The 22,838-nt window shown below is 58.3% G+C and carries 18 protein-coding genes and 7 pseudogenes; 13 read left to right on the forward strand and 12 right to left on the reverse strand.

The genetic code is table 11. From position 1 onward, the window contains the following. Nucleotides 1–309: 309 nt before the first annotated feature. The 4 genes and pseudogenes from OKW37_RS00635 to OKW37_RS00650 form a co-directional block, all read right to left on the reverse strand. Nucleotides 310–1,419: a CaiB/BaiF CoA transferase family protein gene (locus tag OKW37_RS00635; protein WP_429401386.1), complete on the reverse strand. Its 1,110-nt coding sequence runs from the start codon at nucleotides 1,417–1,419 to the stop codon at nucleotides 310–312. 827 nt (nucleotides 1,420–2,246) lie between these two features. Next, the gene (locus OKW37_RS00640) at nucleotides 2,247–2,903 is read right to left on the reverse strand and encodes a MarR family winged helix-turn-helix transcriptional regulator (protein ID WP_429401388.1); all 657 of its coding nucleotides are present in this window, start codon (nucleotides 2,901–2,903) and stop codon (nucleotides 2,247–2,249) included. Between the two features lie 505 nt (nucleotides 2,904–3,408). Beyond that, nucleotides 3,409–4,797 (reverse strand): MFS transporter, encoded by a 1,389-nt coding sequence (locus OKW37_RS00645; protein ID WP_429401390.1) that lies wholly within the window; start codon nucleotides 4,795–4,797, stop codon nucleotides 3,409–3,411. Nucleotides 4,798–5,225: 428 nt separating this feature from the next. Further along, nucleotides 5,226–6,323: pseudogene (locus tag OKW37_RS00650) on the reverse strand (IS3 family transposase). Between the two features lie 297 nt (nucleotides 6,324–6,620). Between OKW37_RS00650 and OKW37_RS00655 the strand changes: the two are divergent. Beyond that, nucleotides 6,621–6,800, forward strand: a complete 180-nt coding sequence (locus OKW37_RS00655) for a Rieske 2Fe-2S domain-containing protein (RefSeq protein WP_429401392.1) — start codon at nucleotides 6,621–6,623, stop codon at nucleotides 6,798–6,800. A gap of 119 nt (nucleotides 6,801–6,919) precedes the next feature. On the opposite strand, the gene OKW37_RS00660 is transcribed toward OKW37_RS00655, so the two are convergent. Continuing rightward, on the reverse strand, nucleotides 6,920–7,912 hold the full coding sequence (locus tag OKW37_RS00660; protein ID WP_090812378.1) for an IS5 family transposase: 993 nt from the start codon (nucleotides 7,910–7,912) through the stop codon (nucleotides 6,920–6,922). A 117-nt stretch (nucleotides 7,913–8,029) separates the two neighbouring features. Here OKW37_RS00660 and OKW37_RS00665 point away from each other — a divergent pair, with 117 nt between their 5' ends. The 4 genes and pseudogenes from OKW37_RS00665 (at nucleotide 8,030) to OKW37_RS00680 (ending at nucleotide 10,035) form a co-directional block, all read left to right on the forward strand. Next, entirely contained in the window at nucleotides 8,030–8,200 is a 171-nt protein-coding gene (locus OKW37_RS00665) for a hypothetical protein (RefSeq protein WP_429401729.1), read from the forward strand. 17 nt (nucleotides 8,201–8,217) lie between these two features. Then, nucleotides 8,218–8,388, forward strand: a pseudogene (locus OKW37_RS00670) (aromatic ring-hydroxylating dioxygenase subunit alpha); the annotation flags it as partial. A gap of 68 nt (nucleotides 8,389–8,456) precedes the next feature. Next, nucleotides 8,457–9,395, forward strand: a pseudogene (locus tag OKW37_RS00675) (IS1595 family transposase); the annotation flags it as partial. Nucleotides 9,396–9,549: 154 nt separating this feature from the next. Continuing rightward, the gene (locus tag OKW37_RS00680) at nucleotides 9,550–10,035 is read left to right on the forward strand and encodes a hypothetical protein (RefSeq protein ID WP_429401394.1); all 486 of its coding nucleotides are present in this window, start codon (nucleotides 9,550–9,552) and stop codon (nucleotides 10,033–10,035) included. Nucleotides 10,036–10,557: 522 nt separating this feature from the next. On the opposite strand, the gene OKW37_RS00685 is transcribed toward OKW37_RS00680, so the two are convergent. After that, entirely contained in the window at nucleotides 10,558–11,274 is a 717-nt protein-coding gene (locus tag OKW37_RS00685; RefSeq protein WP_429401731.1) for an IS6 family transposase, read from the reverse strand. Nucleotides 11,275–11,331: 57 nt separating this feature from the next. Here OKW37_RS00685 and OKW37_RS00690 point away from each other — a divergent pair. The 8 genes and pseudogenes from OKW37_RS00690 to OKW37_RS00725 form a co-directional block, all read left to right on the forward strand. Next, nucleotides 11,332–11,439, forward strand: a pseudogene (locus OKW37_RS00690) (IS5/IS1182 family transposase); the annotation flags it as partial. Nucleotides 11,440–11,509: 70 nt separating this feature from the next. Beyond that, the gene (locus OKW37_RS00695) at nucleotides 11,510–11,806 is read left to right on the forward strand and encodes a transposase (protein ID WP_429401396.1); all 297 of its coding nucleotides are present in this window, start codon (nucleotides 11,510–11,512) and stop codon (nucleotides 11,804–11,806) included. Next, on the forward strand, nucleotides 11,803–12,243 hold the full coding sequence (locus OKW37_RS00700; RefSeq protein WP_429509739.1) for an IS3 family transposase: 441 nt from the start codon (nucleotides 11,803–11,805) through the stop codon (nucleotides 12,241–12,243). The genes OKW37_RS00695 and OKW37_RS00700 overlap by 4 nt, the downstream gene beginning before the upstream one ends. Nucleotides 12,244–12,885: 642 nt before the next feature. Further along, nucleotides 12,886–14,403, forward strand: coding sequence for a group II intron reverse transcriptase/maturase (gene ltrA / locus OKW37_RS00705; protein ID WP_429401400.1), 1,518 nt, complete (start codon nucleotides 12,886–12,888; stop codon nucleotides 14,401–14,403). A 95-nt stretch (nucleotides 14,404–14,498) separates the two neighbouring features. Further along, nucleotides 14,499–14,675: pseudogene (locus OKW37_RS00710) on the forward strand (DDE-type integrase/transposase/recombinase); the annotation flags it as partial. Between the two features lie 48 nt (nucleotides 14,676–14,723). Then, nucleotides 14,724–16,094 (forward strand): IS30 family transposase, encoded by a 1,371-nt coding sequence (locus tag OKW37_RS00715; RefSeq protein WP_429401401.1) that lies wholly within the window; start codon nucleotides 14,724–14,726, stop codon nucleotides 16,092–16,094. A gap of 31 nt (nucleotides 16,095–16,125) precedes the next feature. Continuing rightward, nucleotides 16,126–16,431 (forward strand): annotated as a pseudogene (locus tag OKW37_RS00720) (integrase core domain-containing protein); the annotation flags it as partial. A gap of 6 nt (nucleotides 16,432–16,437) precedes the next feature. Then, a pseudogene (locus tag OKW37_RS00725) lies at nucleotides 16,438–16,722 on the forward strand (transposase); the annotation flags it as partial. 58 nt (nucleotides 16,723–16,780) lie between these two features. Here OKW37_RS00725 and OKW37_RS00730 read toward each other — a convergent pair. The 6 genes from OKW37_RS00730 to OKW37_RS00755 all read right to left on the reverse strand — a co-directional run bounded on the left by OKW37_RS00730 (nucleotide 16,781) and on the right by OKW37_RS00755 (nucleotide 22,760). Next, nucleotides 16,781–17,746 carry a PDR/VanB family oxidoreductase gene (locus OKW37_RS00730; RefSeq protein WP_429401403.1) on the reverse strand — a complete coding sequence of 322 codons (966 nt, stop codon included), beginning with the start codon at nucleotides 17,744–17,746 and terminating at the stop codon, nucleotides 16,781–16,783. 11 nt (nucleotides 17,747–17,757) lie between these two features. Continuing rightward, on the reverse strand, nucleotides 17,758–18,594 hold the full coding sequence (locus OKW37_RS00735) for an ABC transporter ATP-binding protein (protein WP_429401405.1): 837 nt from the start codon (nucleotides 18,592–18,594) through the stop codon (nucleotides 17,758–17,760). Continuing rightward, entirely contained in the window at nucleotides 18,591–19,448 is an 858-nt protein-coding gene (locus OKW37_RS00740; protein WP_429401407.1) for an ABC transporter permease, read from the reverse strand. The genes OKW37_RS00735 and OKW37_RS00740 overlap by 4 nt, the downstream gene beginning before the upstream one ends. Before the next feature lie 42 nt (nucleotides 19,449–19,490). Further along, complete coding sequence (locus OKW37_RS00745; RefSeq protein ID WP_429401409.1) at nucleotides 19,491–20,480, reverse strand: ABC transporter substrate-binding protein; 990 nt, start codon at nucleotides 20,478–20,480, stop codon at nucleotides 19,491–19,493. Nucleotides 20,481–20,627: 147 nt separating this feature from the next. Then, entirely contained in the window at nucleotides 20,628–21,725 is a 1,098-nt protein-coding gene (locus tag OKW37_RS00750; RefSeq protein WP_429401411.1) for a porin, read from the reverse strand. 363 nt (nucleotides 21,726–22,088) lie between these two features. Next, nucleotides 22,089–22,760, reverse strand: coding sequence for a TetR family transcriptional regulator C-terminal domain-containing protein (locus OKW37_RS00755; RefSeq protein WP_429401413.1), 672 nt, complete (start codon nucleotides 22,758–22,760; stop codon nucleotides 22,089–22,091). Nucleotides 22,761–22,838 lie beyond the last annotated feature (78 nt).

The raw sequence follows: 22,838 nt of genomic DNA on the forward strand, positions 1-22,838 counted from the left end.
GCGGCACCGATGTCCTGCTCGATTCCGTGTATGACGGCTTTAGGAAACGAAACCCGCGCCTAGATTCACGTCTCTTGAACGTCACAGAGCCCAGAAGACCCGCGGTTTCCCGTCGTCGGGGAGCGGATAACTCCCACGCGGTCAAAACGCTGACCAACTGGTGCGAAGGCTCTGCGCATTGGCGCGTTCGCAGACACTCGCGAGTGCCAGCCAGGCGCGCTGATGATAATGACATTTCGAGTTCTGACTTTGCTCATAGATGTCTCCATGCATATTTTGATTGGCAAGCTTTTATGAACTAACTGGCCTTCATGCCTCGTCTGAGTCTTGCCATACGTCCAATATGTCCCTCGCGTGCGGTACCAACGTTGTAGGATGCGGTGCCGACGGTGACAGTGAGAACCGCGGGGCCGGGTTTGGCTGTAACTCTCCGGCAATATTCGCGAAGGCTCTTCGGGCGAGCAGATGCGCGTCCTCGAGGCTCTCTTCCAGCGAGTTAACCGGCGCTACGCAGGCGTCACTGCCTGCGAAGACGGCAATCCACTCGTCTCGGTCACGCGTTCCGAAGAGTTGCTCCAAGACGTCGGCCTGGTGGCCCCAGAGAGATCGATCGTGCTGATTCGTGAACAGTTGAGACTCATTCAACTGTAGTCGCTCCAGGAAGGTCTGGTAGAACTGTCGCTCAATGGAACCAACGGAAATTGACCTGCCATCTCTGCAACGATAAGTCCGATAGAAGGGTGCCGCGCCGTCTAGGGTGTTGCTCTTACGCTTATCCTTCCACCTCCCTGCGTGGCGCAAGCCGTGCATCAGGGACAACAGGGAGACAGTTCCGTCACAGATCGCGCAATCGACGACTTGGCCTTTGCCGCTCTCGCGCGCGTGCATGACAGCCGCCAGAACACCCATAGCGAGATAGAGAGCTCCGCCACCATAGTCACCAATCAGATTGAGAGGGATAGCCGGTTCGCTATCACCGATCGCATGGAGTGCGCCCGAAACGGCGATATAGTTGATGTCGTGACCCGCCTGCGCCGAACTCGGGCCTGTTTGGCCCCAACCGGTCATACGGCCATAGATCAGGCTGTCGTTGCGTGACATCACCTGATCCGGACCGAGTTGCAGCCGTTCCATGACGCCGGGCCTGAAGCCTTCAAGCAGCACGTCCGATAGTGACACGAGAGACAAGAGCGCCTCGCGGCCTTCGCTCGAGCGAAGGTCGAGTTCCACCTGCCTGCGACCGCGTAGAGTGGCGCCTCTCTCCATCTCGACGTGGCCAGGCCTCACAACTCGCACGACGTCCGCCCCCATATCCGCAAGCAGCATGGCGGCAAAAGTTAGTGGACCCAAACCCGCGACTTCGACAACCCTCAGGCGTGCGAGCGGGCCTGACGCGGTGGGGGACGAGGCATGCTTCACGCTTGGACTCCTTGTGCTTGATTGATCACCTTCAGGGAGGCACCAACGTTGGCATACATGAATGCGCACCTGTGACCATCCACGGGTCTCGCGCGTACCTTCATGCCGAACGAGGGCGCTCCATCCGTGCCAGACGACTTGGACGTCGCAGCAAACCTCATGTAACGCGTTCCGTGTTTGATCGCCGGAATTATGAGATGCCGGAATGAACTCTTTTCCATGAGTATCAAGTCTATACGCGCTTGCTTGGATTCCGATCACATATGTGATGGATCGTTAGATGGAAACCCTCGGCTCACGATAGTGACGTGCCAGGGATCAAGATGCGAAGGGTCCGGCGATTGGCAGCAATCGGGTGCAAGCACCTTCCGAGTGCGACCTAGACTGTTCTGCTTATCCTGTATGAGGCTGCCGAGCGATAACTGTTGCAACGAGGGCTGCAGTTGAGGGCGATTGCTGTCGTTTTACAACACCGGTCGCTGCGGTCGACGCGGAGGCGTCGGCAGAAGTTTGCGCCGGCTATCATTGATCGATGGGTGGTCTCGGAAAGCGCCTCGGGTTCGGAGTAACGTCGTGGCGGTTAGCGTCGGTCAATACCATGGCGCTCGACATACGAGATTCGGGAAGAAGCGATGTTTTGAACCCGGGCCGCGCGATACGCAGGATTCGCTCCTGTTCTTGCCTCGCGCCTGGAGCACGGATCTATCGGGCACCGACGATGACGCAATACCACAACTTTTTTTGTTCTAGCGCAGTTTAGTCATGTCCCTTTGAGATGGCTAATCTCAATGGAATTTGATGAGATTTCGTGACCCAAGAAGTGGAGGCTAGGCCTCTCGCCGTTTGCTGCGGACCTTGAAACGCGGTAGATCCGTATTCTCGATCTGATATTCGTATGCGCGAAGAAGCTCAATAAGAAGGCGTCCTGCATTTGGAATCGAAAATATATCGGCCAAAATCAACTGGGCGTTCCGTGCCGAGATTTCAATCACTGAATTAATGATCTCCAGGCCGTGCGAGGTCAAACGGATCAAATAACCTCGGAGGTCAGTCGGATCAGCAATTCGCTCAGCCAGATCCTGTTTCACCAATTGATCGATTCTGTAGGTGACCGTCCCAGAGGTAACGCTATGCATTTTAAGTATGTCCGTGGGACGCAGGCAGTACGGCGCACCAACTCTCCGCAATGCCATTAAGAGTAAAACTTCATTGGGCTTAAGCCCGAATTGATGACTGACGGTAGCCAAGTTTTCGTCGAGCAGCATCGCGATGCGTCTAAGGCGTACCGAGACTTCGTACCCGTCGAGGTACACGTTGCTAAACTCCGCCCGCCACTGCTCAATCAATACGTCCGAGCTACCGAACACCGCGTCGGCTCGCTCGGGCAATCCAGGGCGAGCGTTGATCTCTATGAGTGCGTCTAGCACTTGCTCTACTGTTTGTCCCTGAATTGGAAGGGGCTTCGCCATTGTCTTAATCGCCAAGAATCTTTCATTAAAAGGATACACGAGTCTTTTGGGAAGTGCACCGGTAAGCTGGGCCTTATCGAGAGTCTGGAGGGATCGGCGTACCGGCCTCGAACCGGCAAGCGCGCGATTGGTTAAAACGGAGCGCTGGAAGGACTTGGAGAACGGGAAGACGCTGGAGTTGCCACGCTTTGATAGCGGGCGAATACAGTGATGCTTAGGCACGCGAAGGCTGAACTGCAGATGGTGAGTTGATATCACCTTACAGATTGCGGACAGAATATCATTTTCGATGTTGCATAAAACTGTCGACAAAATACAGAAGTAATTACCTCGGCATGGATTTATGCCTTGCCGTTGACGTGGATGTTTGGAAATCAAGTGAGCAGTATCCCGCGCGATTGAACTCGAGGCGCGAGCCAAGGACAACAAAGCTCGCGAAATGAAGAAGCCTGGAACGAGAATCTATCGGTGCTTTTTTTACTGAAAACGCGAGCGTTTCAGAAGCAGCACCGAATATTAATCAGGTTGCCGGGACCTGTTGGCCGACTTTGCTATTGGTTTGTGCTCGAATAGCGCGCCATATCGTCAGAAAAAGAGCTCCGACCATTAGCCAGCCTGTACAGACAACGAGCGACAATGCGTGGCCAATCGACTCTGGTCTGCTTCCCAACTTCTCCGCAACGACTGCGATCAACATGGGGCCAAATCCTAAACCAACGAGATTCATGCAAAGGAAGCAACATGCGGACATCTTCCCAATCATCCGGCCGGGGGTAACATGTGCTAGTACCAAAGTCAGGGACAACTGCACGCCCATGGCAGAGAAAATGTTAATGCCAAGACAGATCCATGTGAGTGCTGGATTAAATGCAAGCGGACCGACGGCTGTTGGTATTGCAACTAGTATGCAGGCAACGCCTGCATAGAGCGGAATCGCATGCGAACGATTGGATCTTGCCAGGCGGTCAAATTGACCTGAAAAAAGAATAGCAGCGAGCGGTGCAAGGCACATCGTGATAAAGCCGTACTTCGACCCTGTCACCGTAGCCGGAAAGTTCCATGCACGGCCCAAGGCTGTGGGCACCCACGCGCCATAGCTAAAAATACAAATACCCCATACCGCGCAAAGAAGAAGCAGTGGCCAATAAATCCGGCGGTTCTCGTCAACGTGGTTCAGTACCGCCGAAAGGCGGGCGGTTTCCAGTGTCTCGAGACGGTTTCTCGCGGGCTCTCGGATCGCCAGACCTAAGGCGGCGAGCGGGATTCCGGCGGCTCCGATCACTATGAGAACGTATTGCCACGGGGAAAGATGCGTAACGAAGGGAATAAACCCGACGTTCACTCCCGTGAATACCCGTTCCAAATATCCCGCCACGACAAATGCAGCACCAGCTCCCACGGACGAGCCAAACAGATAGAAGCCGTAAGCGCGCCCCCGAAGTCGTTCTGGAAACGCGTCCTTAATGAGAGAGTAGGCGGCTGGCGTCAGCACCGCCTCGCCTAGGCCGACGCCCATGCGACCGATGAACAGTGTGGTCACGTTCTGAGAAAATCCGCTAATCACGGTCATCAACGACCAAACGACGACCCCTGCCACGAGGAGGTTACGGCGGTTATAACGATCGATTAGATAACCCGACGGTAACCCCGCTGTGCTATAGAAAACCCCAAAGGCTGTCCCGAGCAGCAGTCCAATCTGCGTATCGCTAAGCTGCAAATCGTGTTTGATTGGACCGACCAACACACTTAGTGAAAACCTGTCAATGAAGGACATAAGCAGCATCATCGCAAGTATCGCGACCATCGCCCAAGCGCTCTTAGGGTGAAACGCTGCATCGTCGTTGTTGCTATTTCGATCGTAGTCCTCAGCGCCATTTGCGGGTTGCGTCGAAGAATCGAGCAGCCTCATGATTGTCTCCTTAGCTATTTGTAGTATCTCGCAGCGTCGACCGCCAAATCGTTCGGGGCCTTATGCTCGTTGGTGAGGACTATATTGAAAGCGGGGTTAATCGACGGCAGTGATCGAATCTCTGAGCAAAACCGCTTCGCTAGAACTTCGACAGTCGTCGGCACCGGCATCCCGTTTCGTCCAAGACGCACTGGCCCGCACGTATGTCCGAAACGCTAGTGTCCGATTGCAGCGATATTCAACTATCTTGAAGATTAAGATAACATGTAGCCTGATGATGACTAATTGGGGTTTGTCCGTAAGCGTCGGTGCAAGTAATTTTGTTACCCCTGGACGGCCGGAAATTAGCGGCTGCTACGACCAGCGGGAACAAAATTGCTTGCAAAAAGTTCAAGCGAAATTGACCTGCGGCGGAATTCTGTGACCAGTCAGGCAGTGAGTCTGGCGTCGATATTATCGGAATCCAGCCAGGCTCGATGGACCGTGGCCGGAGGTTGATAGCGATGCGCGCTGTGGGGCCTGCGCTCGTTGTAGAACTGCCGCCAGCGTCCGATGAGCACCTTGGCCTCGGCACGGCTGCGGAACCATTCCCGATTCAGCAACTCGTCGCGCAGCTTGCCGTTGAAGCTTTCGACGAACCCGTTTTGCCACGGACTACCTGGCGCGATGAAGGCCGGACCGATTGCAGCATCTCTCATCCAGCGCATGACCCTGGCAGCGGTGAATTCGGCGCCGTTGTCCGACCGTATAAGCGCCGGCTTGCCATACAGCCGCATGAGTCGCGAAAGCGTCAGGATCACATCCTGCGAACGCAGGCTGGCACCGACCTCGATCTCCAGGCACTCGTGGGTGTATTTATCGATCACGCATAGCATCTTCAACGCTCGGCCATTCACCAGTTGGTCGTGCACGAAGTCGTAGCTCCAGACCGAATTGGGCTGCATGGCGCCTGGCAGGCGTATGTCGTTACCGCAACGACGTCGGCGAGGACGCCGCCGCGGAATGTTGAGCTGCAAGGCTCGCCACATTCGTCGCACGCGCGATTCGCTCACCGCCAGCCAGGCCGACATCCGGCGATAGCCGAAGCGCGGCACTTCCTGAGCGGCCGCAATCAGTTGCTCGCCCAGGCTCCGATCCTTCTCCGGTTGCTTGAGCGTATAGGTCGCCACCCGGCGGCTCAGTCCCAGGTAGCGACATGCCTTGCGTTGCGAGAGTCCCCGCCGAGTCAGGACTTCCAGCGCCTCGCGCCGGCCCGTCGGGGTGATCATTTTTTCGGCTGAATTCCTTCAGACCGTCGATTACCAGCATCTGCTTGGCGATCGGCGCTTGAGCCGATCGTTCTCCGATTCCAGTTCCTTGAGCCGACGCGCGTCAGCCACGTCCATCCCGCCGAACTTGTTGCGCCAACGATAGAACGTCTGTTCCGAAATGTTGTGCTGCTTGCATAGATCCTTCACCGGCTCGTCCCGGCTCTCGGCCTCGCGCAAGATGCGGATGATCTGCTCGTCGGCAAATCGCTTCTTCATCGAGTTCTCCTTGTCTCTAGGATAAAAGAGAACTCACTTGCTGGATGGCTACAAGAAACGTCTCAGGTCAGGACGTCGCGCACGCCAGCGGCGTCGCAGCGCCGAAAGTGCCAGATATTCGGTGCGGCCGCATCACCTTCGGACCGATCGCATGGTCAACGCGGTTCAGGGTTCGGACTTCGTTGCTGGGAGCGTCTCAATCCGGACAACTTCCGACACTTATCGGATAGTTGATTATTTTCTTGTCACGTAGATTGACAAATACCGTATGTCCAAAACTTGGAGGAGGCTAGTGTGATGGAATATCTTCGTAACGCTTGGTACTGTGCAGGCTGGGACTCAGAGATCGAGCCGGGAAAGATACTCGCGAGGCGATATCTCGATGAACCATTGGTCCTGTTCCGTGACCCCTCCGGGACCGTAAAGGCTCTTGCTGGAATTTGTCCGCATCGTATGGCGCCCCTAGGGAAGCGCTGATCAATGGACCAACTGCCCAAGTTGCAGACGAGATGCCGTCGAATTTTCCGGATGACGAAGCGAATCGATGCTCAACTCGGTGAATTGGACGCGCAAACGAGGCTCCCTGCTCGCATTTTTTATACGCATGACGGATTGCTCCCATGGACCGATCGCGACAGATTTCGCGCAATCACCAGATTCGCAAGAGCGAACAGGCTGAACAGTTGCGCGGTGTTCTTGGCCAAGCCCTTGTATCGCGTCTTGCGATGGTGAAACAGGTTCTTGACGATATGGAATGGATGCTCAACCCGCGACCGGATCTGCGCCTTGGTTCGCTCGACCGCGATCACCAGGTTCTTCAGCGCCCCGTCCTGCATCGCCTTGATCTTTCCCCGCTTGGCAGCGACGTGCCACTTCACGGTCTTGCCCGCCATTTCCTCGCGCTTGTCTACGCCAATGTAGCCCGCGTCGGCGAACGCCTGCTCTTCATGTCCGTGCAGCAGGGCATGCGCTTGCGATACATCCGACACGTTGGCCGATGTGCCAACCACACTGTGGATCAGGCCCGAATCGGCATCGACGCCAATGTGGGCTTTCATTCCAAAGTGCCATTCGTTTCCCTTCTTCGTCTGATGCATTTCCGGGTCACGACTCTTCCCGGCGTTCTTGGTCGACGGCGGCGCTTCAATGATCGTTGCGTCAACCAGCGTGCCTTCCTTCATCATCAGCCCACGCTCGCACAGCGAGATGCCAATCTCGTCGAACAACTTCCGTGTCAGTTCGTGTTCGATCAGCAGGCGCCGGAATTTCAACAGCGTGGTCGCATCAGGCACGTTCTCAACTGCCAGATCGATGCCGGCGAAGGCTCGCAGCGCGATGCTGTCATACAGCGCGTCTTCCAGTCCTTCGTCCGACAGCCCGTACCACTGTTGCAGGAAGTAGATTCGCAGCATTCGCTCCAGGCCAATCGGCGGGCGGCCTCGCGTGCCCTTCGGATAGTGCGGCTCGATTGCCGACAGCAAGCGCTGCCACGGAACGACCTTCTCCATCTCGGCGAGGAAGCGTTGGCGCCTCGTCACTCGCTTCTTGCCTGCAATTTCCGCTTCGGCGAAGCCGATCTGCCTCTTCATCAGTGTGAGTCTGTTCCGTGAGTTGCCTTCTATAACGTCCTCAGCTACGCCAACGATGACCACCGAGCTGAATAAATCAGCGCTTCCCTAGGCCGCGGCTGTCTTGTCGACGGCGCGATCCAGTGTGGCTATCACGGCTTGGTCTTCGACATGGATGGCAAGTGCGTGAAGAATCCCTTTGGGGCCACGCCAGAGAATGTGCGGGTTCATTCTTATCCCGTGGTTGAACGGCATCGCTGTGTGTGTGGATCTGGATGGGAGACGCCGAACGGGCTGATGCGAGCTTGATTCCGGATTACGAGTTCATGGACACCCATTTTAGCGGGCGTGACTATATCCATGTGAATTCCAGCTACTTGCTGGAGATCGATAATTTGCTTGATGGAAGTCACATTGAATTTCTCCATCCCACAACCCTCGGGAGTGGGCAGGTCTCCGGCGGTCATTATGAATCCAAGCAAGATGGGGAGACCGTTTGGTCCAATAGATTCATTACTGAGGAATGGGGTGTCCATTTGACCGGAGTTAAGCGTAGACTGGGGCAATGGAACGCGCCCACGCCAGCATCCACTACCCTAAGTCCCTTGGGGAGTTTCAGGCCTGGTTCCCGACTGATGCAGACTGCCTGGACTACCTCGAATGGCTGCGATGGCCTTGCGGCTTCGTCTGCCCGTCCTGTGGGCATCACGGAGGATGGCGGCTTGGGGACAACCGGTTCATGTGTACTGGATGCGGTAGCCGCACATGGGTGATGGCTGGCACCATCTTTGACCGGACACGTACTCCGCTCACGGTTTGGTTTTCGGTCTGTTGGCATTTTGCTACCGCTAAAGATGGGATCTCCGCGCTGAGTTTGAAGCGGACCTTGGAGATCGGCTCCTACCAGACGGTGTGGGCTATTCTTCATCGCCTGCGGTCTGTTCTGATTCGCCCCGATCGGGAGCGCCTTTGCGGGAAGGTGGAGGTGGACGAAACCTACATCGGAGGCAAAGAATCCGGACTTTCGGGAGGCCGTGCCAAAGGGAAGAAGATCCTGACGTGTATCGCGATCGAGATCGTGGAGCCGAAGGGATTCGGGCGCTGTCGAATGGCGCCCGTGGCGGATGCCTCCTCGGAATCGCTTCGCTCCTTCGTGTTGGATAACGTCGAGCCCGGGGCGACGGTCATCACCGATGCCTGGCAGGGTTACCGGTGGCTGGAGAAGAATGGTTACATCCATGACCGCCGTAGCCAGCGGGCCGCGTCGGCGCGGGGCGAGGACCCCGAAGAACTTCTGCCAGGTGTGCATCGAATAGCGTCCCTTGCAAAACGTTGGCTCCTGGGCACCCACCAGGGAGCGGTGGATTCTGCACACTTGCCCAGTTACCTGGACGAGTTCGTGTTCCGTTTCAACCGCCGCCGCTCACGTAGCCGAGGGATGCTGTTCTATCGGGTCATGGAGCTTGCTGTCGCCCATGGACCGGTTCGTTACCAAGACCTTGTTATGACCCAGCGCCCAAAGGCTGTTCCTCCAAAGCCGCCGGGGCAACGCGGACATCCGCCCAGCTTGGAGCGACCTTCGCCGAGCCGCCCGTGGAGGCAAAACGCTAACTCCGGTTAAATGGACACCCCATACTGAGGAAATGGTGACGGAAGGCATGTCGACAATGCTCGGAACGCCGGTTGGTAAGCCTGTCGACCGGTGGATTGATATTCGGTGGAACGCGCCGGCGAACGTCGTAATTTTTCCGAGCGCGGTCCCAACGGGAAGGCCGCGGTCTGAGGGTTATGACATGCCCGCTGCTCATCTCTTCACGCCAGAGACAGCCAAAACCACGCACTACTGGTACGCGTATGCGTTCCCGAAGAGTCTTCCGCATGCAAAAAAGCTTGCCGAAGAGACGATCAAATACATGCGGTATCCTTTCGAATTCGAGGATAAGCCGATGCTTGAAGATCAGCAAATCAACATCGGAGATCAAGACTTGCTTGAAATGAAGCTATTTTGGTTGCCCGGTGATGCAGCCAGCAGCCGCGCGCGGAAAATTCTCAAAGCCAGGATGGCAGAGGAGCGAAAGGAAAAGTCGCTCCGTTCCGTGGCAGCCAACTATAGCCGTATCAAACCGGATGGGATACAGGGCTGAATCTGTTTGACGTCTTGGCATCGAGCAATGCCTAGGCTCCGGAGTAGAGTCAATCAACTCACTCCGGCTGACTTCCAGTGATAGCAAATTGCCCTACAGTACCAAACGGCTTCCAACGAAAGTCGGTCGATTCTTCGCGAAGATTGAAACGCTCCAAACGGGGCGTAGCAGGTTAGCAAGGCTCGCGTTTGTGCGTCACCGAGCAGCTTCTTCAATCGGCGGAAGTGGGCGCCGGTAGCGCGAGACGGACTGAACTGGGACTTTGCCGAGGCTCAGCCAGTCCCCGAGGCACCCCCGTGCCAGTTGCCCTCACGGCGGCCGCGTAAGGCACCCAGCACGTGAGTGCCCGCCAAGACGCCGCTCGTCGATTCTCCTCTTGAAGGCGGACAACTGCGCCTGTCCTTCGATGGCTAGTGTCTGTCCGGCGCGCTTTCTCTCACAAAACTGCGGGACTGAGTGTTTACGGCTCTGTCAACTTGGCGGGCAAAGACTACCTGTGTCGCTAAAGAGTAGTTATCCTTATCAAATAATTTTCTCGACTGCGGCAGAGACAGTCCAAGCATGCCATGCGGCGAAGCGTTCTCTGAGTAAGGCACGATGACAGGCCGCGTTCATCCGATGTCTGGGCAACGCGAAGTGCTGCCGGATCGGGCCGAAGCATGAGAGAAACGCCTGCGTGCGACGCGGATCGCGAAAGCCGCACATCTGGCGTTCGCGCCTGCGGGTCGGCTGGCGGCTGTTCTCGACGCGGTTGTTCACGCGTGCAGCTGCTTTGACGAAAACGTGCTTCACATGAGCGAGCTCGGGAATCTCAGCCTTCGCCGCCGGATAGCTGCGAAGCCGGTCGGTAACGATCCGGCGCGGCACCGGGTTTGAACGCAGCAGGCGCTTGAAGAAGCGCTTTGCCACGGCCTTGTTGCGCCGCTTTTGCACCAGCACATCGAGATCGGCGCCATGCTCGTCCACTGCACGCCACAGCAGATACGGCTCGCCGCGCAGCGTCACGAACAGCTCGTCCAGATGCCAGGTGCTGCCCGGCTTGCGCCGCGCCGCTTTCGCGCACTGGGCGAATCGAGCGCCGAACTTGTCGCACCGGCAACGGATCGTTTCGTACGTGACCACGACGCCACGCTCGAGCATCAACTCCTCGATGTCGCGCAAGCTCAGGCTGAACCGGAAATACCAGCGAACCGCGCAACTGATGATGACCGCAGGGAAGCGGTGCCGTGATAAGGCGATTTCGTTTCTTTCATCACTTCATTCTACCGCCGCCTCCCCACCAACCTGACAGTGCCTACGGTGTACATGCGATTCTCCCGGTGGCGTCGCAAGGGTGTGTGGGACCGCGTGATCCACGCCGTGGCCGACGAAACCGAGATCAAGCATGTGTTGATCGATTCGACCCGTAGTGGTCTAATTTCCTCGGACAGGTCGATAGGGGGACAATCCTGAATCGACGAGGAAAAAGAGCAAGATGACAAGAAGGCGCCGACAATTTGACGCCAGCTTCACGCTGGAAGTAGTACGGATGGTGCGAGACCAGGCGCTATCGGTCAGCGAAGTGTGCCGGTCGATGGACCTTGTAGAGACAGCCGTGCGCCGCCGGGTTGCGCAGTACGATGCGGAGCGTGCTGGTGGTTCCGGCGAGGGCAAGCCGCTCACGGCTGAGCAGCAGCGTATCAGGCAGCTCGAGGCGGAAAACCGGCAACTGCGCGAGGACAACGCGCTGCTAAAAAAAGCATCGGCCTTCTTTGCCCGGGAACTGAAGTGATTTACCGCGTGGTAACTCATTTGCAACGGGAGGCCGTATCGGTCAGTCACGCCTGCCGGCTTTTGCAGGTGAGCCGCTCTGGCTACTATGCGCACCGGAGCGCCGCGCCGAGCGCGAAGAGGTTGCAGGAAAAGACGCACGTCAAGGCAGCGTTCGCCGCGAGCGGCGCGAGCTATGGTAGCCGCCGCGTGATGCATGCACTGCGGGAGCAAGGGCTACGAATCGGTCGTTACCGGGTGCGTACGCTGATGCGCGAAGCGGGCCTGCGCACGAGCTGGAAGCGCAAGTTCGTCTCGACGACCGACAGCAGACATACGCTACCTGTGGCAGAGAACGTGCTCGACAGACAGTTTGACGTGGCCGAGCGCAATCGTGCATGGGTTTCGGACATCACAAATAGTACGCCCAGCCAGCGTAGCCCGCCTGTATGGGGGTGAAGCTGCTTGAGCATGTTTGGAATGCAGGACTCCGGAGTGGTTGATGTTGCGGTACCGGGGCATGCCCTTCCTCTGCTGCGAGAGGAAGTGAGCCGAAGCGGCGGTGACTTGCTGACACTGGCAAGGTGACGTAGTCCGTGGGAAACGGGGCTTGCGGCGAAGCGGTTACGCCAAGATGAGCCTCCAGGCTGAGCATGGGACGGTTGAGGAACACGAACCTGTTAAACCGCATCTGAGGGTTGAAATGTCACCCCTGCCCACACCGCTTTATGGGAAGGACGCGGACTGACGCCGGTCACACGTATGGACCGGCGGCACGAGCGCCGACTGGATATGTATGCTGGTCGGCATGGAACCACGGGGAGCGCGCAGCTAGATCGTGGTGTTCGCGACGACTTGCGGCAAGCAAGGATAAAGACTGCGACAGGCAGCCTCGCCCATGCGTTGAGTCCAGCATGTGAACTGGGGAAGGTCTGCACGGATGCCAAGGGAGTGTGCCCCCGATGACGTGCAGGCTGGCGGAGCCTCCGTAGTAGTCCGAAGTCGGGAAAGCCGGCTACATGGCGAAGGGAGGCAGTTTAAGTGGTTTGCTGGGTTAATTAACTGACCATAGTGAGGTGAAGACCTTTGATAATCAGTGAAATGCAAAGCAAACTGGCGACATGGTCGACGGAGAACAAAGAGCGCAAGTTCGATCGACTCCTGAGACTGATTGCCGACAGAGATTGGTTGAGCGAAGCGGCTCGCATTACGCTGGCATCCAGCGGAGCCCGCACACCAGGAGTGGACGGTGTTGACAGGCGCATGATGGAGGCGAATCTCCAGCATGAACTGGCGACGATACGCGACGAACTGTTGGCGGGCTCGTATAGTCCGCTGCCTGCGCGACGCGTGTACATACCGAAGGCGAACGGCAAGCTCAGACCACTCGGCATCCCTTGTCTACGGGATCGAATCGTGCAAAGGGCAATGCTGATGGCGATGGAGCCTATCTGGGAGAGTGATTTCCATCCGGCTTCGTATGGCTTCAGACCTGCCCGTAGCGTACACCACGCGATTCGCACGGTGAAGCTTCAGTTGCAGGACGGTGGTGAGCAAAGTATCGCTGGACGCTGGGTTATTGAGGGCGACCTCGCCAGCTACTTCGACACTGTTCATCACCGTTTGCTTCTGAAGGGAATCCGCAAGCGGATCGCCGATCAGCGCTTCCTTGCCCTGCTCTGGAAGTTCATCAAGGCGGGTTGCGTTGATCGCGGCCTGTTTCGCGCCGCAAGCGAAGGAGTTCCTCAGGGCGGTGTCATTTCGCCCCTGTTATCCAACATCATGCTGCACGAATTCGATGTGTGGATGGAAAAGAACTACCTGAACAAGAAAGCGCGGAAGGATCGGTGGGCGTGGAACTTCGCCATTCTCAAGCAGCGTCCAATTGCTGTGCGAGAGAACCGGCAGTGGAAACCAGCGGTCGCCTACTGCCGGTATGCAGATGACTTTGTGATTGTGGTCAAGGGGACTCGCGAACACGCTGAGGCTGTACGCGAAGCGTGCCGTGGGTTCCTCGAGGGTGAACTGAAGCTTACGCTGAATATGGAGAAAACCCATATTACGCATGTGAACGACGGCATCGTCTTCCTTGGTCACCGCATCATCCGCAAGCGCGGAGCACGTGGTCGCATGCGACCTGTGACGACGATTCCGTGGGAGAAGTATCGGGGCTTTGCTGGGCGGTTAGTCCAGCAACTGTCGGGAAACTACGGCATGAACCGGATGGACCTGATGGAGAGCCTGAACCGGCAGATCGCCGGGTGGGCCGCCTTCTATCAATACACCGACTTTACGGCAACCCTGTTTAGAAAATTAGACCGGACGGTCTTCTGGAAATTCGGCTACTGGCTCGCACGCAGGTATCGGCGTGGGTTCCGGTCGCTGATGCGCGACCATATCCGGGCACCGGAGCCGGGACAGGCTGCAACATGGGTGTTACAAGGCCAGAACAGTCGGGGTTGGTATGGGGCGGTGGCGCTGCGGCGCCTGGTCACCAGCCGCAAGGGTCAGTTCAGGTGGCGTACGCCGTCGGAAAATCCGTACAACATGCGCGATGAGACACGCAGCACCATCGAGTCTCGCTATGCCGATGTCGCCTTTGCTATGAGCAACGCTTGAATGGAGAGCCGGATGCGCTGAGAGGCGCAAGTCCGGTTCGGGGAGGAGAGACCGGGAAATAGTTCGACTACGCTCGGTCTCTTACTCCACTCCGCACGGCACAGGGCTGGCTCTATCTGGCAGTCGTGCTGGACTTGCATTCGCGCAGGGTGGTTGGCTGGTCAATGGCACCCACCATGCCGGCTGGACTGGTCATGTCGGCATTGACGATGGCGCTGCAGCAGCGTCGGCCAGCGCCGGGCCTGGTTCTGCATTCGGACCGGGGCAGCCAGGGCGGATTCAACCGGTCGTCGCAACACCTTTGATCGAGGAGGTGTTGCATGGGACGAAGTGCAAAGCAGGTGTATCGGTTGACAGGGCGAGAAGCGATGTACTCGCCGGGTGCGCCATCACTTGGACATGTGATGGAGCGTCGGTTTTGGCAACAGATCGCAACGGGCATTACAAGCGAGAAAGCAGCGGAGGCGGTAGGCGTATCTCAAGCGGTAGGCTCGCGCTGGTTCCGCTATCGTGGCGGCATGCCACTATTCATGTCGAAACCTATCGCTGGTCGATACTTGTCGTTCGCTGAGCGGGAAGATATAGCGTTGCTCTCGGTACAAGGTCTTGGGGTACGCGAAATTGCCCGGCGTCTTGGACGCAGTCCGTCAACCGTTTCGCGGGAACTCACACGCAATGCGGCAACCCGTGGTGGGTGCCTCGAGTATCGTGCTTCGGTCGCGCAGTGGAAGGCGGAACGGTTCGCCAAACGACCAAAGCCAGCGAAGCTGGCGACGAACGCACGGCTGCGCCAATACGTACAGGAGCGCCTTGAGGGCAAGGTACATGACGCTGATGGTCGTGAAATTGCGGGGCCCAGGCAGGCACCGTTCAAGGGGCGCAATAAACCACATCGCGGTGACCGAAAGTGGGTCAACGGCTGGTCACCTGAACAGATTGCCAATCGATTGCAAGCTGATTTCCCGGATGATGAATCTATGCGCATCTCTCACGAAGCCATTTATCAAGCGCTCTATATTCAAGGGCGCGGTGCGCTCAAGCGCGAGCTGGTGGGTTGCCTTCGCACCGGGCGCGCGTTGCGCGTTCCCCGAGCGAGAGCGCGTGCCAAGGCGTGGGCGCACGTCAGCGAGGAGGTGATGATTTCCAGCCGGCCTGCAGAGGTGCAAGATCGTGCTGTGCCAGGCCATTGGGAGGGCGACCTGATTATCGGCTTAAACCGATCAGCCATCGGGACGTTGGTGGAAAGATCAAGCCGCTTTACGATGCTCGTGCACTTACCTCGCGAGAAAGGCTATGGGCTAATTCCACGCACGAAAAACGGGCCTGCGCTGGCCGGCTACGGAGCTGTTACGATGGCCAACGCACTCAAGAAGACCGTGGCGGACTTGCCTGCTCAGTTGTGGCGATCATTGACCTGGGATCGTGGCAAGGAACTGTCCGATCACGCCCGCTTCACGATCGAGTCCGGCGTGAAGGTGTTCTTCGCTGACCCGCACAGCCCATGGCAGCGTGGTACGAACGAAAACACCAATGGCCTTCTACGACAATACTTTCCAAAGGGCACAGACCTGTCCCGGTGGAGTGCTCGCGAGATCCAGGCCGTTGCTAACACATTGAATACCAGGCCCCGGAAAACACTCGGCTGGAATACGCCTGCGGAGGCCTTGGACGAATACCTAAAATCTGTTTAATAATCTAGTGTTGCGACGACCGGTTGAATCCGCCCAGTATGCAAGCGATGAGTACCAGGCCTTGCTGAAGCAGCATCACGTGGTTTGCAGCATGAGTCGCAAGGGAAATTGTTGGGACAATTCGGTGATGGAAAGATTCTTCCTGAACCTCAAAATGGAGCGTGTATGGCAGCGTCATTACGCCAACCACGATGAGGCTCGGCGCGATATCAACCAGTACATAGTCGCTTTCTACAATCCGGTGCGGTTGCACTCCACGCTGGGCTATCTGTCGCCCGCCGCTTACGAGGCGAAACCGACAGCAAAAGAACCTATCTGCCTGTCCGAAATTAGTTGACCACTACATTTGCGCACCGGTGCGGTCATCGCTGACAAGGGCTACGACTCGAACGCCTTTGTGGAGAGTATCCGCACTACGCGCGCGAAGGCCGTATTCCCGCCGAGTTCAAACCGGAAGACCAAGCGTCGCTATAGCCGCGTGCTGTATCAGACCCGGAACATCGTCGAACGCTTTTTCAGTCGTATCAAACATTTTCGTCGTGTCGCCACTCGCTACGACAAGCTCGCAGGGAGCTATCTCGCCTTCGCTTCGCTTGCCTGTGCCTTTGGACCGCTCGTGAGAATGTGAACAGACCTAAGACACGCTCTAGTTCAAGAAATCTACGGAAGTACGAACGAGCATCGTATTAGACGAGAACGATCACGATCCGTGAATTCAGGCGTGAGACACAAGGTGTAAACAGGGTTGCCCGCTCGGTCTTTGAGAGACAGAAATCCTGGTGATCGATTTCGCCTCCCTCATAGCCGACGACACAGGTTCCGCACGAGCCGGTTTCGCACAGGGAGGAGATGTCAGCATGATGCTCATGCAGTATCTCGAGAACCGTCCGGTTCGCCGGAACTTCCAGAAGCTCGCCGGTCGAATTCAGCCTGATGAAGCACGGCCTCTTTTGCACGTCGACGACCGGATTAGTACCGAATGCCTCGAAGTGTACATTGGTGTCCGGCAGATGGGCCGTGGCGTCACGCACGGCATGCATCAAACCCGTCGGCCCGCAACAATATACGTGAGTCTGCGCATCGAGATGAGCTAAAGCGGCGGAGAAATCGAGACGTCCTTCTGGACCGCTGCTGAAATGCGCGCTGAACCGATCGGGACCGAGGCGTTCGAGCAGATTCAGGAACGGCGCCTCTTCGTGCGAGCGGGCGCAGAAAATCAGCTTGAACGGCGCCGCGGTCGTCTCGAAGTATTCCACCATGGTCGTGAACGGCGTGACGCCGATGCCTCCGGCGATCAGGAGGTGGGACTTGGCCGATGAGTCGACGGGAAATGCATCGATCGGCCGCGATATTTCCAGCGTTTGACCGGGGCGCAGGTCTTCGTGGATCCAGCGGGATCCGCCATTGCCCGCGCGGACATAGCCGACAGCGAGCTTGTACGAGGCCGGTCCCGAGCCGGCGCACAGCGAGTAGCTGCGTTCGAGCCCGTTGGGCAGGTGAACGCGCACGTGAGAACCCGGTGCGGGAATCTCGAGTGCTTGCCCCCGGAGCGGAACCAAGGTCAGCGCAAGCACATCCCGAGCTTCTACCGCCACCGACTCTACTTTGACGACGGTGCGATCCGGATGGTCCGGTATTGCCATATTTTCCATATTCAGTGTGCTCAGCCGGCCGTGCGGCTTTCCTCGAAGGAGGTCCGAATGATCTGCATGAATTCCTGGAAAAGCGGATCGTTATGCAAGCCGGCCCAGGTACGCGGTCTCGGTAACGTGATCTCAAGGGTCTGGACGATGCGTCCGGGCCGGGGAGACATGACGATGACCCGGTCGGCAAGGAAGATGGCCTCCTCGATCCCGTGCGTGATGAAGAGGACCGAATTGCCGCGCTTGAGCCACAACGCTTGCAGATCGGAGATCATCTGCTCGCGGGTCAGCGCGTCGAGGGCGCCGAATGGCTCGTCCATGAGCAGGAGATTCGGATCCTGGATCAGTGCCCGTGTGATCGACGCACGTTGCCTCATTCCTCCGGATAATTGATGAGGATAACTATTCTGGAAGCGCTCCAGACCGACCTGGCGCAACAGTTCGGCCGCTTTCTCGCGATGCTCGTTTTCGATGCGTCCCTTGAGTTCGATTGGCAGCAGCACGTTGTCGATGATGGTGCGCCATGGCAGCAGGTGATCGTTCTGGAACACGTTGGCGACGTGCTTCCGCGGGCCGGTCAATGGCGTGTCGTCGACCGACACCTGGCCGGCCGTCGGCGCATCCAGTCCGGCGGCCATGGAGAGCAGGGTGCTCTTGCCGCAGCCGCTTGGGCCCACGATCGCGACGAATTCGCCGGCGCGAACCGCAAGATTCACATCCTGCAAGGCCACGATTTCGCTGCCGTCGGAGCCTTCGAAAAGGCGGGTGACACGCCGGAAGTTCAGCGCGGGAGGCCGGCTGTCATCGATGCCGGGGACGGTGCCGTTGACGGAATGGTCGACTGTTGCAACGGTCATGCTCGATCCTTTCGCGTTGTGGTGGCCAGCGCTTCCAATGCGGCGAGCGCACCGTAGAAGACGATGCCGATCAGGGCGATGACGACGACGACGGCCATGTTCAGGGTGGTGTCGAAGTTGGCGTTCGCTTGGAGTTGCAGATAGCCGAGGCCCTTCTGTGCGGCGACGTATTCGCCGAGAATGGCACCGATGACGGCCAGGCCGATGCCGACTTTCAGCCCGGCGAAAATATTGGGCAGTGCGACCGGGAGCCTGACCTTGAAGAAAATCTGGGCGCTGCTCGCTCCCATGGAACTGATCATCCGGATCAGGCCGGCATCGACGCTTTCGAGACCGACGACAGTGGAGACCACGATCGGGAAGAACGCCAGTAGGGCCGCGAGGAACAGCTTCGGAGACCATCCATATCCGAGGTAGAGGACGAGCAGCGGGGCCAGGGCGACCTTGGGCACGGTCTGCAGCCCAACCAGCAGCGGGTACACGGCATGCCGGAAGAACTTCGAATAGAAGATCGCAATTGCGGTGCCGATGCCTGCCGCGGCGGCGATCGCAAAACCCAGCAGGACCTCGCTGGCGGTGATCCAGGCATGCTGCACGATCAGCGCGAAGTCAGTGCACGCGCGCAGGAAGATGCTGGCCGGCGACGGCAGCAGCATGGCGGAAATCAGGCCCGCGTCGACGGCGACTTGCCAGAGGACGATCAGAATGGCCGCGAGCATCGGTGCGGCAAAGCGGCGCGAGCGATCGCGGCGCTGGCGGCGTTTCAGCCGCTCGATGCGCTCGCGTTCGACGACGGCTTCCAGGGAACTCAGGGGGCGTAGGGGCGAGACTTGCCCAATTTGTTGGTCGATCATTTTTTCCTTCCAGGGAGCGGCCGGGGACCGCTCCTGTTGCGTCTATTTGAGCAGGCTGTTCGAGTAATAAGCGGCGACCGGCATCGACGCGGTGATGTCTCCGCTCGAGGTCAACAGGTCGAGCGTCTGGCGCAGGATGCCTTCGTCTATCCAGCCGGCCTGATGCCCGGCGGGTTGGGGGATAGAGGCCAGCGTGGCGTCGATCTGTCCGCGTATGACCTTCTGCTCGGGGCCGGTCGGCCATGCCTGCCGGGTCATGTCGGTGGCCTTGGCGGGGTCGGCTTTAGCCACAGCGATGGCTTCGCTCGTCGCCTGGAGGAATTTGCTCAGTTCGGCCTTCTTGGCAACTACATCCGATTCCTTGACGACCACTGCCATGCCGGGCAGCGACAGCCCGTAAGGCGCGAGCGGCATCACGACGAGGCCGTGCTCGGGGAGTCTGTTCTGAATGACCGGCACGTCGACGGTGGCGTACGAACTCAGGGCATCGACATGGCCGGTCAGAAATTGCGACGCACGCACCTGAGGGTCCATCGTGACCGTCTGGATCTTCGAGCAGTCGAGCTGGTTCTTCTTGCATAACACGTTCAGGTACTGCGCGACCGTGTCTCCGACGGTGACGCCGATTGTCTTGCCGAGCATGTCCTTGGGCGCCCGGATCGGCTTGCCGGCCATCGATACGACCGCCAACGGCGCCATGGGCTGGTAGAGCGCGACGATCTTGACCGGCGCGCCCTTCGAGATGGCGGTCAGGGCGAATGGCGCGGGAATGATCGCGACGTCGTCATTGCCGTGCACCACGCCTGCGAGCACCGCCTGTGCGCCAGCGCCTTCGCCGAGCGACACGTCGAGATGCTGTCCGGTATACAGATGGTCTTCCTGGGCCACGAAGAACGGCACGTATTCGCCTTTGAACTTCCAGGAAAACCGGACACTCAAGGTCTGGGCTGCGGCCAGCGTCGGACTGACGGCGGCAACCAGGGCAAAACAGAGGGAGAGGGCCAGTGCTCTTCCTGATAACCGGGGGCTCATGCTGACTTCCTTTCGATAGAACGGATGGGAAGGAATGGAGACGATAACCCTCTAAAAATAGAGATGCACCGCATCCAGAAAAGACCGGGGCCATGCGCCAGCATCCTGGTGCATGCATGGGCCCGAACGTCGGCCGGGTCCCCCGGCCTAGAAGCGATGACGGATGCCGACCTGGGTCATGGTGGCCCAGCTAAGCGAGCTGGCCGTCTGATAGACGAACTGCGCCTTTTGGCCGTCCTCGGCTTTCTGGTACGCGAACGACGCGTAGAGATCGGTCCGCTTCGACAGGAAATAGTCCGCTTCGAATCCGGCCGTGTGGCGTTTTCCCTTCATTAATCGGTTGGCGCTACCGTGATTAGGATCACTGAATGTGTAGGCAAAAAGAAGGGTGAAGGACGGACCGAAGGCATAGCGCGCGTTGACGTCAATGCCGTTGACGACGTCCTGATGGGCCGTCCACCGGTCCTGCGTCAACAGCATATCGAACACGAATTGACGGTACGTATACGAACCGCCGAGCCCCAGGACCGTGTAGTGCGAGTCGGAGGTCTGGTCCTGCTTGTTCGTGTACGTCAGGCCCAGGCTGATCGGACCGCCGGCATAACCGGTATATACGCTGTAGGTAGAGCCGTTGGTCAGGCTACCGGCAGTGCCACCGAGACCGTACATCGAGCCGAACGACAGGCCCACGCCATTGAAGTTGGAGCTCGTGTATTTGACGGCGTTGTCTACGCGTGCGCCACCGAGACGGTCCAGGTCGGCATTGCTGCCGTTGCCGCCGAGCAGCGTGGAGATGGTGGCCGTGGTGGTCGCGGCGCGGTCGAACGGCGAACCAAGCAGGCAGCCGCTCGCATACTTGCACATGCCGCTGAGCATGAAGTCGTACTGGCGGCCGAACGTCAGCGTGCCGAAGCGATCGTTGGTAAAGCCGAGCCAGGCCTGGCGTCCGAACATCCGCGGAGTGGACCCCGAAGCTGCAAATGCGCCAGTCGGGGTCGAAAAGCCATTTTCGAGCTGGAAAATAGCTTTTGTTCCGCCACCGATATCCTCGACGCCGCGCAGGCCGAATCCCGAGCCGATGTGATTCCCGTCGGCCATCTCGAAGGTCGACTTGCCCGGTCCGCCCTGGACATAGGCCAGGGAATTGTCAAAGTGACCGAACAGCGTCACGGACGACTGCGCGTGCGCGATTGAAGCTCCCATCAAGCTGGCCACGCCAAATACGATTGCTTTCTTTCGAGACATACCGTTCATTCCCGCCGAGTAACGGACCGGGCATCCTGCAATGCCGGAGCGGTCCGGAAATTTATAGATCTATCAGATACATCTATCGGATTTAAAGCATGTTCCATGCCAAGCTGAAGTCGGTAGTGTCGACTCGGCGGGAGCCTTGATGGATGGAGCGGTCAGCCGATCCCTGGGGGCGTGATGTCGGCGAGGCAAGAATGGGGCGACGAAAAACCGCACCAAGTTCGCGAGAGCCGCACAATCTTGATGCGTTACGCACGATTCCAATTCACGGGAGTGCTGCAGGGGGAGTGAAGAGGGATGACGGCCGCCTTGGCTGCCGCGGGGGAGGCGCGCCATAACGGCGCGCAGCGATGAAAATTACGGAGTGGCTATCAAACCGCAAGCGCCGAGGAACAGTCTCGTGACCTCGTTGATGATGTGTTCCTGGTCGTAGCTCGGACCGCCGAGTCCCTTGAACATCGCGCGCACCTGGATATCAGCATCGGCGTAATGCTGGGTCACGGCCCAGATATTCATCAGGAGCAGCCGCGCATCCATGCGGCGGATCAGGCCCTGGTCCATCCAACCTTCCATCAGCTTCACCTTGGTGCCCGCGGATTGGGAGGCCTTCGGCCAGTGCTTGTCGAGCAGATCGCTGCCGCTCAGCATCTCGCGCGTGTAGATGCGCGACAGCTCCGGTTTCTCGAACGCATATTCAAGCTTCTTTCTGATGTAGCGGGACAGCACCGCCGCGGGGTCGTGCAGCGATTCGTCGAAGACGAACAGCACGGCCCACTCCTCAAGCACGGTCCGCAGCAGATCCTCGTACAGCTCTTCCTTGCTGGCGATGTAGTAATAGAGTTGCGGCTGCGTGAGACCGGCCCGCTTCGCGATGCTGCTCGTGGAGGAGCCCTTGAGACCGTGGGCGCTGAACTCCGCGATGGCGGCTTCCCAGATCCGCTCCAGCGCATTGCGCTGGAGCGGCTTCGGCTTTTTGGTCTTCGCTTTCGGGCCGGGTGATGGAGTGGTGCTCGCCTGCATGGTTTTCATAGCGTTCGTCGTCGGAAATCAACGTGCAAGTGTACCGCCAGCGCACGCGCGCGTCGTGCTGGCCAGGCGAAAAACCCG

The organism is Paraburkholderia sp. MM5482-R2, assembly GCF_050436125.1.
GTDB classification, from domain to species: Bacteria; Pseudomonadota; Gammaproteobacteria; order Burkholderiales; family Burkholderiaceae; genus Paraburkholderia; species Paraburkholderia tuberum.